Annotated in this window: 14 protein-coding genes; 5 read left to right on the forward strand and 9 right to left on the reverse strand. The window is 56.0% G+C overall.

Features of this window, described 5'->3' with window-relative positions:
- The first annotated feature begins 247 nt into the window (after positions 1-247).
- Positions 248-1348, forward strand: a complete 1101-nt coding sequence (gene ddlA / locus ACW14G_RS04485; protein WP_163445880.1) for a D-alanine--D-alanine ligase — start codon at positions 248-250, stop codon at positions 1346-1348.
- Positions 1349-1395: 47 nt separating this feature from the next.
- On the opposite strand, the gene ACW14G_RS04490 is transcribed toward ddlA, so the two are convergent.
- Positions 1396-1590 (reverse strand): DUF2754 family protein, encoded by a 195-nt coding sequence (locus ACW14G_RS04490; protein ID WP_065357860.1) that lies wholly within the window; start codon positions 1588-1590, stop codon positions 1396-1398.
- A gap of 249 nt (positions 1591-1839) precedes the next feature.
- On the opposite strand from ACW14G_RS04490, the gene ACW14G_RS04495 reads away from it, so the two are divergent.
- On the forward strand, positions 1840-2142 hold the full coding sequence (locus tag ACW14G_RS04495) for a DUF2755 family protein (protein WP_064547813.1): 303 nt from the start codon (positions 1840-1842) through the stop codon (positions 2140-2142).
- Here the strand turns inward: ACW14G_RS04495 and ACW14G_RS04500 are convergent.
- Positions 2139-3245 (reverse strand): DUF1615 domain-containing protein, encoded by a 1107-nt coding sequence (locus tag ACW14G_RS04500; protein ID WP_249022243.1) that lies wholly within the window; start codon positions 3243-3245, stop codon positions 2139-2141. The genes ACW14G_RS04495 and ACW14G_RS04500 overlap by 4 nt on opposite strands.
- 31 nt (positions 3246-3276) lie before the next feature.
- Positions 3277-4500 (reverse strand): peptide antibiotic transporter SbmA, encoded by a 1224-nt coding sequence (gene sbmA / locus ACW14G_RS04505; protein ID WP_163445878.1) that lies wholly within the window; start codon positions 4498-4500, stop codon positions 3277-3279.
- Between the two features lie 331 nt (positions 4501-4831).
- Here sbmA and ampH point away from each other — a divergent pair, with 331 nt between their 5' ends.
- Complete coding sequence (gene ampH / locus ACW14G_RS04510) at positions 4832-5995, forward strand: D-alanyl-D-alanine-carboxypeptidase/endopeptidase AmpH (RefSeq protein ID WP_249022244.1); 1164 nt, start codon at positions 4832-4834, stop codon at positions 5993-5995.
- Here ampH and ACW14G_RS04515 read toward each other — a convergent pair.
- Positions 5992-6618 (reverse strand): helix-turn-helix domain-containing protein, encoded by a 627-nt coding sequence (locus ACW14G_RS04515; protein WP_163445876.1) that lies wholly within the window; start codon positions 6616-6618, stop codon positions 5992-5994. The two genes, ampH and ACW14G_RS04515, sit on opposite strands and share 4 nt — an antisense overlap.
- A 393-nt stretch (positions 6619-7011) precedes the next feature.
- On the opposite strand from ACW14G_RS04515, the gene hemB reads away from it, so the two are divergent.
- Positions 7012-7986 carry a porphobilinogen synthase gene (gene hemB, locus ACW14G_RS04520; RefSeq protein WP_163445875.1) on the forward strand — a complete coding sequence of 325 codons (975 nt, stop codon included), beginning with the start codon at positions 7012-7014 and terminating at the stop codon, positions 7984-7986.
- Between the two features lie 111 nt (positions 7987-8097).
- A complete protein-coding gene (locus tag ACW14G_RS04525; protein WP_249022245.1) occupies positions 8098-9804 on the forward strand; it encodes a lysophospholipid acyltransferase family protein in 1707 nt (568 codons plus the stop codon).
- Positions 9805-9846: 42 nt separating this feature from the next.
- Here the strand turns inward: ACW14G_RS04525 and hycI are convergent, their stop codons facing one another.
- The 5 genes from hycI to hycE all read right to left on the reverse strand — a co-directional run.
- The gene (gene hycI, locus ACW14G_RS04530) at positions 9847-10320 is read right to left on the reverse strand and encodes a hydrogenase maturation peptidase HycI (RefSeq protein ID WP_347290353.1); all 474 of its coding nucleotides are present in this window, start codon (positions 10318-10320) and stop codon (positions 9847-9849) included.
- A 24-nt stretch (positions 10321-10344) separates the two neighbouring features.
- Positions 10345-10755, reverse strand: a complete 411-nt coding sequence (locus tag ACW14G_RS04535; RefSeq protein WP_163445873.1) for a formate hydrogenlyase maturation HycH family protein — start codon at positions 10753-10755, stop codon at positions 10345-10347.
- Positions 10752-11519 (reverse strand): NADH-quinone oxidoreductase subunit B family protein, encoded by a 768-nt coding sequence (locus ACW14G_RS04540; protein ID WP_167576556.1) that lies wholly within the window; start codon positions 11517-11519, stop codon positions 10752-10754. Before ACW14G_RS04540 ends, ACW14G_RS04535 begins: the two co-directional genes overlap by 4 nt.
- Positions 11519-12061, reverse strand: a complete 543-nt coding sequence (locus tag ACW14G_RS04545) for a formate hydrogenlyase complex iron-sulfur subunit (protein WP_064547792.1) — start codon at positions 12059-12061, stop codon at positions 11519-11521. Before ACW14G_RS04545 ends, ACW14G_RS04540 begins: the two co-directional genes overlap by 1 nt.
- Before the next feature lie 148 nt (positions 12062-12209).
- The coding region (gene hycE / locus ACW14G_RS04550) for a formate hydrogenlyase subunit HycE (RefSeq protein ID WP_455648492.1) at positions 12210-13381 on the reverse strand (1172 nt) is incomplete at its 5' end.

Consider the following 13381-nt stretch of genomic DNA (forward strand, 5'->3'; position numbering starts at 1 on the left):
CAAGTTGTCAGGTTAGCAACTCGCTTCTCTCGCCGTATTGTCAGAGATGCTCAATCGATAACTTCAGGATTTTATCAGTCAACAAACGCATTTTTGTGATACATATCACGATGAAAATGCAGAACATTAGTGACTTATGCTTAGCACCTGAAGATGATTTGCGCGGAACGATATGGAAAAGGCAGATAGCCCGCATCGCCCGTGGTATGTTATGTGCTTTGCGTTTTGGAATGGATGGATTGAGAGAATGGCAAAGTTGCGGGTTGGGATTGTTTTTGGCGGCAAATCGGCGGAGCACGAAGTCTCCCTACAGTCCGCGAAGAATATTGTTGAAGCGATTGATAAAACGCGGTTTGACGTGGTGCTGTTAGGCATCGATAAACAGGGGCAGTGGCACATCAGCGATGCGCAGAACTATCTGCTCAACGCTCAGGACCCCGCCCGTATCGCGCTGCGCCCTTCTACGACGACGCTGGCCCATATTCCAGGCCGCGAACGCCAGCAGATGATCGACGCCGAAAGCGGCCAACCGCTGGATGCCATTGACGTGATTTTCCCCATTGTGCACGGCACGCTGGGGGAAGATGGTTCCCTGCAGGGGATGCTACGTATGGCAAACCTGCCGTTTGTCGGCTCCGACGTTCTGGGCTCAGCCGCCTGCATGGATAAAGACGTCACCAAGCGTCTGCTGCGCGATGCCGGGCTGTCTATTGCGCCGTTTGTTACCTTGACGCGCCGCAACCGCGACAATTTCACCTTCGACGAGATCAAAGCGAAGCTGGGTCTGCCGCTGTTCGTTAAGCCTGCAAATCAGGGGTCTTCGGTTGGTGTCAGCAAGGTCAACGATGCGGAGCAGTATGCGAAAGCCGTGGCGCTAGCCTTCGAATTCGACCATAAAGTCGTGGTGGAACAAGGTATTAAAGGCCGTGAAATTGAGTGCGCGGTGCTGGGCAATGACGACCCGCAGGCCAGCACCTGCGGTGAGATCGTGCTGAACAGCGAGTTCTACGCGTACGATACCAAGTACATTGACGATAATGGCGCGAAGGTGGTGGTTCCTGCAGCAATTCCCGCCGAAGTGAACGATAAAATCCGCCATGTCGCGATTGAGGCTTATCAAACGTTAGGCTGTAGCGGTATGGCGCGCGTGGATGTGTTCCTGACTGCCGATAACGACGTGGTGATTAACGAAATCAACACCTTGCCTGGCTTCACCAACATCAGCATGTACCCGAAACTGTGGCAGGCCAGCGGTCTGGACTACACATCATTGATTACCCGCTTGATCGAGCTCGCGCTGGAACGCCATCAGGCCGATAAAGCGCTGAAAACATCAATGAACGATTAAGACGTGTATGCGGGGCGCAGCAACGCGCCCCGATAAATCCTGACCTTTTACTCTTCTCTGCGACGAATAATCAACCCTGCCAGCCAGAAGCTAATCACCCACGTTACCAGCCCCACGGCATAGGTTTGCCAGCCCTTCGCCTCAAAACCCAGCAGGCCAACAATTCCGTTAAGAATAAAGATAAGACCAATCGCAAATGCGTAGTAGTGCCAGTCGCGGCGGATTTTTACAGGCAGGTTCATAGCGGCTCCATCACAAAGAAAACAGGATGCCATAAACCCGCAACAACGTCTGTGGTGTGAACGGCAGTTAGCGAATGTTAATGGGATTTAACCTCAAGCTGAAGCGGGAAATGCGTAAATCGGACAGCAAAACCAGGAATATTCTGGCTCAAAATTTACCATAAATCCGATATTGACAATTCCTATCTACTGCCACACTCACCCCAGTAACACGCAATCATCCGTCTTCACGTGATCCTGGAGGTCCCAATGACAGATTTTACCTTGTCAAAACTCATGTTCAGTGGGAAGAAAAAGGCGTCCTCCGCGTCAGGCAACCTCGCGTACGCGCTTTTCGTCCTGCTGTGCTTTTCAGTAGGCGCGCAACTGCTATCGCTGGTGCTGCACGCTCCAGGTATCTATGAGCACCTGATGCAGATTCAGGATAGCGGCCGTCCGCGCGTGGAAATTGGCCTCGGCGTGAGTACGCTGTTTGGCCTGGTGCCCTTCCTCGCAGGCTGCGCCATCCTTGGCGTGGTTTCCCTGGTGCGCCGCCTGCGTCATCACGATTAATTCAGCGCCATGCATTTGGCCCGGCGCTCATCAACCCGTTTAGCAAACCACGCCGTGGTTAACTGACGGGTTATTTTCGGGCTCTCCAGCTGAATCCCCGGCAGCATCTCGCGGGCCAGCGGTTTACCCGCTTTTTGCTCGGCAATTTTATACACCCCTTTGTACAACGCGGTGCTTTCAAACGCCTGGCTGTCACCTTTTTGTAGCTGACGGTGAATTTCAGCGTTGCTCAGTGACAGCTTATCCGCCAGTTTCCTGACCGCTTTCTCCGTGCTGCCCGGCTTATCGCTGCCGTAAAGGATAACGTCGCCATCCAGCGCCAGTTTCACGCCGGTGGCTTTACTGACCGCATACTGGAAAGCCGCGTTACGGCTAGCGTACCAACCGGCATTAAAGTCGGCGTAGCGATAAACAGGCGCCGTGTAGCTCGCCGGGTAGTTAAGCAGATGGTAGGTGCCGAACCACAGACCGCCGCGCAGCGAGAACACCTCCTGGCGGACGGTGCCCTCCATCTTCCACGGGTAGTTATCCTGATGCTGTTCGGCAAAGGCGATGCTGACCTGCATCGGCCCGCCGGTGTGGACCGGGTTAAGCGAGCCAAACAGCTTCTGCCCCATCGGCACCATGCCGATAAAGTCGTCGAATATCGCACTCAGCTGTTTTTCGGTTTTCACGTTATCCAGCCGTTCGCTGTAGCTTTTACCGTTGGGCGAGTTGATTTTCAGCGCGGTGTGCACCAGGAAAACCGGGATATGCATCTTCTCCGCCCGGCGGTCGATCTCCTGCCAGGCGATTTTGCTCAGATTAGGTACCGACGGGTCGGACTGATAGTTCGACTCCTGTTGCGCGACCGCCAGCACCGAACAGATATTCTCTTCCGTCGGCGCCAGCTTCTGGCTCTCGAAAGTCTTCGCCAGCGCCTGCGCCCAGGCGTCTCTGTCCTTCACGCTGGCGGGCATTTTTTGCCGCACCACGCTTGCCACATCGACCGGTTTTTCGCCCTCTTTCAACTGCGGTGCCTGCTGGCTGGTACAGGCGCTTAACAGCGCGGCGGCCAGCAGGGTCAGGGCAAACGAACGGTAACGCGTTGTGGCTATCGCCATGGGCTATCCTTATCAAAAATAAACGGTTTTCTTAACTTTGCGGCTGAACGATTTCATCCGGCAGATCTTTGTTATCCAGCTCTCGTTCGAAGCTGCGCAGACGTTTGTAGATAGACATCAGCTCCACCAGCGTGGTCCAGGAGCTGATCAAATACTGGAACGAACTACGAACCTGATCGAATACGTTACTGATCTGCGTCATCAGACCGAGCGTAATCGTACCGGCTACAATCGACGGAAACAGCAGGAACAGACCGAAAACGGTATCTGCCTGTATATACACGATGCGTGCAATATTAAAATATGTGTAATGGAAATAGAGTTTAAAGTAGTTATGGCGCACGGCGTCAAACAGCTCGCGTACCGTTGGTGGTGTAGCGCGATTAGGATCATCCTCGCCGTACACCAATTCCTTACGATATGCCGCTTCCACCCGTTGATTCTTAAAATTTAACCCCGGTAGCTTGATACCGACTATCGCCAGTAAACCGGTACCGAGCAACGACCAGATAATGGCGGCAATCACCAGACCATAGGGTATATACCCAACAATCGGCAGTTCACGTACATGTGGGGAAAGTGCGACCAGTACCGGCAGAAAAGCAATCAGTTTCATGATCGCGTTCAGCAGGCTAACGCCCATATCCTCAAGCGTAGAGGCAAAACGCATGGTATCTTCCTGCACACGTTGAGCCGCCCCCTCGATATGACGCAGGTGCTGCCAGTGCGCGATGTAGTATTCGTTCATCGCGGTACGCCAGCGAAAGATATAGTGGCTAATGAAAAAGTTACTCAATACGCCAATGACTACCGCAATAAAGGCGATACCTAAAAAGATTCCAATTTCCTGATAAAACTGGCCAATTGCGACCTTATGCGGCGCGGAGAGCGCTTTTTGAATCAGATCGTAAAACGGCGCATACCAGGCGTTCACTGCCACGCTCACTTCTACCTGAAACCAGGTGACAAAAATAATCAGCGCCGTGCCCAGAATCGACCAGTACTGCCAGCGGTGCGGGCTGCGGATAAACCAGTAGCCGGCAAATAGCCCGACGCACACCAGATAGTAGGCATAAAACACCAGGTAGTTCAGCGACCAGAAACGCGCCGCGCTAATCGGCACATCATTGCTCGCGCCGGTCAGGCGCAGCAGCCAGCTACCGCCGCCCACCTGCCAGAAAATCACCGCGACCATTGCCCAAATAAACGCCGAGAGAAAAAAGGGACCCGGCTTAGGGAAAAAAGACTTAAACATCGTACTCTCCTGCTAACTTCTTATGATTCTGCGTTGTGCTGTGACAACAGAATACCGCCACGGATCGTTTTTACCGTAAAGAGGTATTAGGCAATGTAACTGTGCAATCAGACCGAAAAATACCGCCAGAGTTCGCAGGCGGTCCACGTCTCTATCATACGCGTCGGATCACAAAAGCGCGTATCCACATCGCGGAATAATCATCGCGTTTACGCTCGGTTACGTTTTTCCCGCTATCATACCGTTTAATGGCGCTGTGCCTGATGCCGATTCGATGTATTTTTAGTATAAATACGCATTACTCTCCCATTTCAATTCATGGATGCTTCCGTTGAAACGTAGTCTGCTTTTTTCTGCCGCGCTGTGCGTGGCGTCATTGACCTCGGTGCAGGCAGCTCAGCCACAGCCGATTACCGCGCCCGCGTTTGCGTCCGATATTGTTGACCGATACGCTAACCATATCTTTTACGGGAGTGGCGCAACCGGCATGGCCCTGGTGGTGATCGACGGCAACCAGCGCGTGTTCCGCAGCTTTGGCGAAACCCGTCCGGGCAACAACGTGCATCCGCAGCTTGACTCGGTGATTCGTATCGCCTCGCTGACGAAGCTGATGACCAGCGAAATGCTGGTGAAACTGCTCGACCAGGGCGTGGTGAAGCTCGACGACCCGCTGAGTAAATATGCACCGTCGGGCGCGAGCGTCCCGACTTACAACGGCACGCCAATTCGCTTAGTGAACCTGGCAACGCATACCAGCTCTCTGCCGCGCGAGCAGCCGGGCGGCGCGGCGCATCGTCCGGTCTTCGTCTGGCCGACTCAGTCGCAGCGTTGGAGCTATCTGTCAACGGCAAAACTGCACGCCGCGCCGGGCTCGCAGGCCAGCTACTCTAACCTGGCCTTCGACCTGCTGGCCGACGCGCTGGGCAACGCCGCGCACAAACCCTATCCACAGCTGTTTGAAGAGCAGATCGCGCGCCCGCTGGGCATGAAAGACACCACGTTTACGCCATCGCCGGACCAGTGTGGCCGCCTGATGGTGGCGGAGAAAGGGGCCAGCCCGTGTAATAACACGCTGGCGGCCATGGGCAGCGGTGGCGTGTACTCTACGCCGGGCGATATGATGCGCTGGATGCAGCAGTATCTGTCATCCGATTTCTACCACCGCAGCAGCCAGGCCGACCGGATGCAGACGCTGGTCTACAAGCGTAGCCAGTTAACCCGCGTGATTGGCATGGACGTGCCGGGCCGCGCCGACGCGCTGGGCCTCGGCTGGGTGTACATGGCGCCGAAAGATGGTCGCCCTGGCATTATCCAGAAAACCGGCGGCGGCGGCGGCTTTATCACCTATATGGCGATGATTCCGCAGTCTAACGTCGGCGCTTTCGTGGTGGTGACCCGCTCGCCGTTAACCCGCTTCGTCAATATGAGCGACGGTATTAATGAATTAGTGACCGAGCTCAGCGGTAATAAAGCCAACGTTATCCCCGCCTCTTAATATTCCGAAGGCAAACGCGTAATACCGACGAGTTTGCCTTTTTCCATCTGGATATAATCGCCCTGGCGCAGCGCGGCTAACACCTCGGCTATCACCGAGCGCGATATTCGCGTACGTTGCTGAATATAATTCAGCACGCCAATACGTGCGCGAATATTATCGTCCCAGTTGCGCATCATTAATAATGTGGCGCGAATCTGATGATAATGGTTAGCGCCAATTAACTGCTTATCGCGTTGTTCCAGCAAACGCGTCTGCCAGGCCATCCAGTAAAACGCTTCTCGCCAGAGCTGATAGCGGTCAAGGCATTGTAGGGTCTCTTTTGCCGGGAGGTAGTACCCCCGGCATTCGGCTTCGGCTGTGAGCGAATAACGGTTATGAATGGGGCTGGCCGCCGCGGCCAGACCAAAAATCGACGGTCCCTGAACCAGGCCAAAGAGAACGTTGTGCTCTTCGCGGCGTAGGGAAACCGCCCCTTTTTGTACCACGATGGTCATCTCCCCCAGGGTGCTGTCAACTGGCAGCACACTCTGCCCTGGTTGCAGATTAAAGCTCACGCCACGTGGCGCCAGATGCTTATCGAGCGCGATAAATTCGGCGTGTGGTTTACTGAGATAAGGCATGCGATGCAATCCGTGCAAATATCCCCCTCTTCGTGATGGGGATAATGTCCTAAGATATACAGAATAGTTCCGGTTCTGTATGCGCCAGGTCCGAAAAAGAACCTGATGAACATAATAAAAAACTTTCCCGCTGAGTAAAGTAAAAACTTTTAAAAATCGTTTTAAAAAAACCATTACTCCAATATGAAAGATGAAAACAAAAATATTAAATATACTTAATCACAAAATAATAAAAATTAAGTATTCATTCCACTCATGAGGTATTAAGCAATATCCGTTCGTCGCGTTCCATGCCGCCTGGCCGTACGATGAGCATAACCACCACTTTAGTAAAACATCTTTACCCTGATTCGGTTACAATAGTGGTCTTATTTCACAAACATCAGGCATACCATGACAGACTTACTCCATCGCCCCCGTCGCCTGCGCAAATCCGCTGCGCTGCGCGCCATGTTTGAAGAGACAACACTGAGCTTAAACGACCTGGTGTTGCCGATCTTTGTTGAAGAAGAAATCAACGATTACAAAGCCATCGAGGCCATGCCGGGCGTGATGCGCATTCCAGAGAAGCATCTGGCGCGCGAAATTGAACGCATTGCTAACGCCGGTATCCGCTCGGTGATGACCTTTGGCATCTCTCACCACACCGACGCCACCGGCAGCGACGCCTGGAAAGAAGACGGTCTGGTGGCGCGTATGTCGCGCATCTGCAAGCAAACCGTACCGGAAATGATCGTCATGTCCGATACCTGCTTCTGCGAATACACCTCTCACGGCCACTGTGGCGTGCTGTGCGATCACGGCGTGGACAACGACCTGACGCTGGCTAACCTCGGCAAACAGGCGGTGGTTGCGGCGGCGGCGGGTGCCGACTTTATCGCCCCTTCCGCGGCGATGGACGGCCAGGTACAGGCTATTCGCCAGGCGCTGGACGCGGCGGGCTTCACCGATACCGCGATCATGTCCTACTCCACCAAATTCGCCTCCTCCTTCTACGGCCCGTTCCGTGAAGCGGCCGGCACCGCGCTGAAGGGCGATCGCAAAACCTATCAGATGAACCCGATGAACCGCCGCGAGGCGATTCGCGAATCACTGCTCGACGAAGCCCAGGGCGCCGACTGCCTGATGGTCAAACCGGCGGGCGCCTATCTCGATATCCTGCGCGATATCCGTGAACGCACCGAGCTGCCGATTGGCGCCTACCAGGTTAGCGGCGAGTACGCGATGATTAAGTTTGCCGCACAGGCCGGCGCCATTGACGAAGAGAAAGTGGTGCTGGAAAGCCTCGGCGCCATCAAACGCGCGGGCGCGGACCTCATCTTCAGCTACTTCGCCCTCGATTTAGCCGAGAAGAAAATTCTGCGTTAATCCCCCCAACGCCCCGCAATGCGGGGCGTTTTGTCATAAAACGTCACCAAACTGCCATCTAACCGACATCTCCCCCTTCTACTGTCACAGCAGGACAGAGGAGGAGCCACTATGTTTAGTCTCGACAATGTCATCGACGACCTGTGGCCAGAGGCGAGGCCCGCCCCCTGGCAAAAGAGCGTGCTGAGAAAACTGCTGCATGAAGAAGAGTTTCAACAATTCGCGGCACGCCACCGTCACCTGAAAGGGCTGGATACCGTCGAACAGGTGCTGGAATACCTCAATATCCACTGCGATCTCCCACTACGCAGTCTCGAACAAATCCCCGAACAAGGTCCGCTGGTGATCATCGCTAACCATCCTACCGGCACGCTTGATGGTCTGGCCCTGCTCTACGCCGTTTCCCGCGTGCGCCGCGACGTTAAAGTGGTCACCAACCGGATGCTGACGCACCTTGAACCGCTTAGCTCATTGTTTATTCCGGTGGACAATATCAACGGTCGCACCGCTAAAGCCGCGCTCCAGCAAATGGACAGCCAGTTGCAAAACGGCGGCGTGCTGATTTTCTTCCCGGCAGGCGAAGTGTCGCGCCTGACGCGTCGCGGCATTCGCGATAAAAAATGGCACTCCGGTTTTATCAAGCTGGCGGCGAAATACCGCGCCCCGCTGCTGCCAGCGTGGATTGATGCGCGCAACAGTGCGCTGTTTTACGCCAGCACGCTGATGTCGCAAAACCTGCCGCTGCTGCTACTGATGCAGCAGATGTTCCGTCGCCGTAACAGCAGCCTGCCGTTAACGCTTGGTGAACAAATTTCGTGGTCCGCCTGGTTTAATCCGCAGTCCACGCCGCGTGAAATGACAGACCGGTGCTATCGCCACGTCCAGCGGTTAGGCAAAGGGCTGCCGGGCCTATTCAAAACCGAAAGCGCGATTGCTCGCCCGGAGGCACGCGCGTTGCTTAAGCGCGAGTTCAACCAGGCGGAATGTCTGGGCCGCACGGCGGACGGGAAAATGATCTATTTATGGCAGCGTAACGGCCAGGAAGATGCGCCGCTGCTGCGCGAACTGGGCCGTTTGCGTGAAATCGCCTTCCGCGCAGTCGGTGAAGGTAGCGGCAAACGCCGCGACGTTGACGGTTATGACGACGACTATCTGCATCTGATTCTATGGGATGAAGAAGATCTGGAAATCGTCGGCGCCTACCGCTTTATCCCTACCGCCATGCAGCTGGAAAAACGTGGGCTGGACGGCATCTACAGCTATAGTCTGTTCCACTACGATGAGCGGATGGATGATATTCTGCAACACGGCATTGAACTGGGCCGCAGCTTCATTCAGCCGCGCTACTGGGGACGTCGCGGGCTGGATTACCTGTGGTCCGGCATCGGCGCGTATCTGGCGCGCTATCCGCACTACCGTTACCTGTTCGGTCCGGTCTCTATCTCCGGCGGGATGCCACCGGCGGCGCGCGACCTGCTGGTTGCCTTCTACCGTCTGTGGTTTCCGGCAACGCATCCGCTGGCGGAATCGCGCCGCCCGTACCCGGCGTCGTTACCCGACGTGCTGGCGCAGTTTAGCGGCGAAGATTACAGCGAAGACCTGACCCGGCTAAAGTCGCTGCTCGGCAACCTTGGCTGCGGCATTCCGCCGCTCTACAAACAATATTCCGAAGTCTGCGACCCGGGCGGCGTGCAGTTTATCGATTTTGGCAGCGACCCGGACTTTAACAACTGCGTGGATGGGCTGGTACTGGTGGACTTAACCTATCTGAAGGCCAATCGCTATCAGCGCTACATCGGTGCGCATCTGGGCAGGTAGTTTCCCCTCTCCGTTCTGGAGAGGGTCAGGATGAGGAGCGGATTACGCCTCATCCTCCGCTTCCAGTTGCGCAAAGCCACCGTGGCCCTGCCAGCCTTCCAGCCTTTGATACACCACGTCAACGGCGTCTTTAATCGCCTCCGTCATCGGATAGTAGAAGCCGACGATATCCGGCTGAATGCCGAGGAAAATCACCTCGCCCACATCATCTTTTAGCTGATCGACCAGATAGTTCAGCGGCATATTATGGGTGGTCATCATAAACATTTCGGCGATATCGTCCGGATCGATGATGCGAATTTCGCCGGGATTCAGCCCCATGTCGGTGGCGTCGACAATCAACAGGCGATCGGGATTCAGCTCGCGGATAGCGACGATGTCGTTTTCCGGCGCGCTGCCGCCGTCAATCACCACCCACGCCCCTTTCGGTTGGGCGAGGCACTTTTCCGCCAGCAGCGGGCCCGCGCCGTCATCGCCCATCATGCTGTTGCCGACACAGAGTAAAACGTCAGTCATGGTCATTCCTCAATCTTGCAAAAATCAGTCACGCAGGCGACGCACCATCAGATAGATGGCGCTCTCCTGATGAATCGCGTGCAGCATATTGAGCATGGCCTGACTCCACTCCTGCTGCTGCGTGGTTTGTACGGCGCGCGCTTTATCAAAGGCGTGGGCCAGCATCGACACATGGTTGCTGTCGATAACAATCTCACCGTACTTCGGCACGCCTTCCATTTTACGTCGCGCCGTACTGCCCTCTTCCAGGGTGGCGATCCACGCCCGGTAGTCGTCCCACGGGCAGGTCAGCGCGGCTTCGAGGCAGTCGATGACCCCGAGGTGGTGGCCAATCGCCAGGCTGTAATAGACAACCTGCTGCGCCTCGTCGGGCGTCGCATCGTTCTCATCAATAAATTTACGGCTCAGTTGACTGAACACCACCTGTTCGCTCATCGAATACGTGCCTCTTCTACTACGTGGTTAAGCTGCGTGACGATTTCCGTCAGACGCGGATCGTTTTCCGTCTCCAGCCACTGCTGAACCTGAGCATCGCCCTGATTCAGACGCAGCATATAGTCGTCGGCAATCTGACGACCGTAGCGATAGCCCGCCAGACGGCGCGCGGCGCGGTCAACCTGCACACGCAGCGGTTGGACCATGTCCGGATGCAGCAGTTGCGCAGGCTGGGCGTCCAGCTCACCCGGCGCGCGGGCGTGGATTTTCTGCTCCAGCAGGCCCAGCGCCATGGCAAAGCCGTACAGCGTCGCCGCAGGCGTCGGAGGGCAACCCGGAATATACACGTCTACCGGTACGATTTTGTCGGTGCCGCCCCAAACGCAGTACAGGTCATGGAAGATACCACCACTGTTGCCGCACGCGCCGTAGGAGATACAGATTTTCGGATCCGGCGCAGACTGCCAGGCGCGCAGCGCCGGCGAACGCATGGCGCGAGTCACCGCCCCGGTGAACAGCAGAATGTCGGCATGACGCGGCGACGGCACCACTTTAATGCCAAAACGTTCGGCGTCGAACAGCGGCGAAAGCGTCGCAAAAATTTCAATCTCGCAGCCGTTACAGCCGCCGCAGTCCACGCGGTAAACGTAGGCGGAACGTTTGATGTTTTTCAGCAGCGACGCTTTCATGCTGGCGATAGATTCCTCTACCGTCATCGGCACCGGCATGCCGTTGGCGTCGCGTGGCCCTATTAAGTTGCTCATCAGATGGCCTCATTCATGTGGCGAGTCATGTCAATACGGTCGGAAGGCACCAAACATTTCTGACGCTTACATTCCGGGCACGTCTCAAAGCTTTCACGGTGATTTTCCGCGCGGCTGTCGCCGTTGTGCTTGAGCAGCGCAATGGCGTAATCAATCTCTTTTTGCACCGCAAACGGACGGTTACACACGCGGCAGTTGCAGATATCAAAGCGCGACTGCTGGAGGAAATCTTCTTTTTTCCACACCGCCAGCTCATACTCCTGCGACAGCTTAATTGCCGCCGTCGGGCACACTTCTTCGCAGCGGCCGCAGAAGATGCAGCGACCGAGGTTGAACTGCCACGCCAGCTGATTAGCGGCGCGATCGGTTTCCACCGTCAGCGCGTTCGACGGGCAGGCGTTAACGCATGCCGCGCAACCGATGCACTGCTGCGGATTGTGCTCCGGCTTGCCGCGGAAGTTTTTATCTACCGGCATCGGCTCTAACGGGTAGGACGATGTCGTCGTGCCGGTTTTGATGACTTTTTTAATAAAGGTAAACATAGTTGCTCCCAGCTTGCGTGCGGGGTTTTACCCTCACCCTAGCCCTCTCCCTAAGGGAGAGGGGACAGTTCTGCACTGTCTGCCCTTCCCCCTCGCCCCTTTGGGGAGAGGGTCGGGGTGAGGGGAAATCCCCCACGCAATGCCCCAATTATTTCAGCGGCGAGTTCTTACGCTCGATGCTGTAGCGCTCAAGCTCTTTGTACGGCACGACCTTGCTCTTCTTCTTACGCACATCGACCACAGTCATACGGTCAGTACAGGAGTAGCAAGGGTCGAGGCTGCCGATAATCAGCGGCGCATCGGACACGGTGTTGCCGCGCAGCATGTAGCGCAGAGTTGGCCAGTTGGCGTAGGTTGCCGCACGGCAGCGCCAGCGGTACAGTTTCTGGTTGTCGCCGGTCATGCTCCAGTGGATATCGTCACCGCGCGGCGCTTCAGAGAAGCCCAGCGCGAAGCGGTGTGGAATGTAGGTGAAACCTTCCACCGCCAACGGGCCGCCCGGCAGGTTATCAAGGCCGTAGTCAATCATATTCAGCGCGGTGAACACTTCGTTGATTCGCACCTTCAGACGGGAAATAACGTCGCAGCCCTGCTCGCTGTGCACTTCCATCGGCAGCAGACCATAGCCCACGAACGGGTGATCGGCGCGGGTGTCACGGGCGTGGCCGCTGGCGCGAACCATCGGGCCGACGTTGCTGAAGTCGCGGGCGATTTCCGGGTCCAGGCGGCCGATACCGACGGTGCGCTGTTCCATGTTCGGGGTGCTCAGCAGAATATCCACCAGATCCTGCACGTCACGACGCATCTGCTGCGCCAGTTGACGGGTCTGGATCATGTCGTCTTTCAGGAAGTCGCGACGGATGCCGCCAATCAGGTTCAGACCGTAGGTTTTACGCGCCCCGGTGAGGATTTCCGCCATTTTCATGGACGCTTCACGCACGCGGAAGAACTGCATAAATCCGGAGTCGAAGCCGGTGAAGTGGCACGCCAGGCCAAGGTTCAGCAGGTGCGAATGCAGACGCTCCACTTCCAGCAGGATGGCGCGAATCATCTGCGCGCGTTCCGGCACCACGATACCCATCGCGTTCTCGACGGAGGTGGTGTAGGCGGTGCTGTGGGCAAAGCCGCAGATACCGCACACGCGGTCGGACAGGAAGGTTACTTCGTTATAACCCATGCGGGTTTCCGCCAGTTTTTCCATACCGCGGTGGACATAGAACAGACGATAGTCGGCGTCGATGATGTTCTCGCCGTCAACGAACAGACGGAAGTGGCCCGGTTCATCGGAGGTGACGTGCAGCGGGCCAATCGGCACCACGT

The organism is Kluyvera sp., from assembly GCF_965301105.1.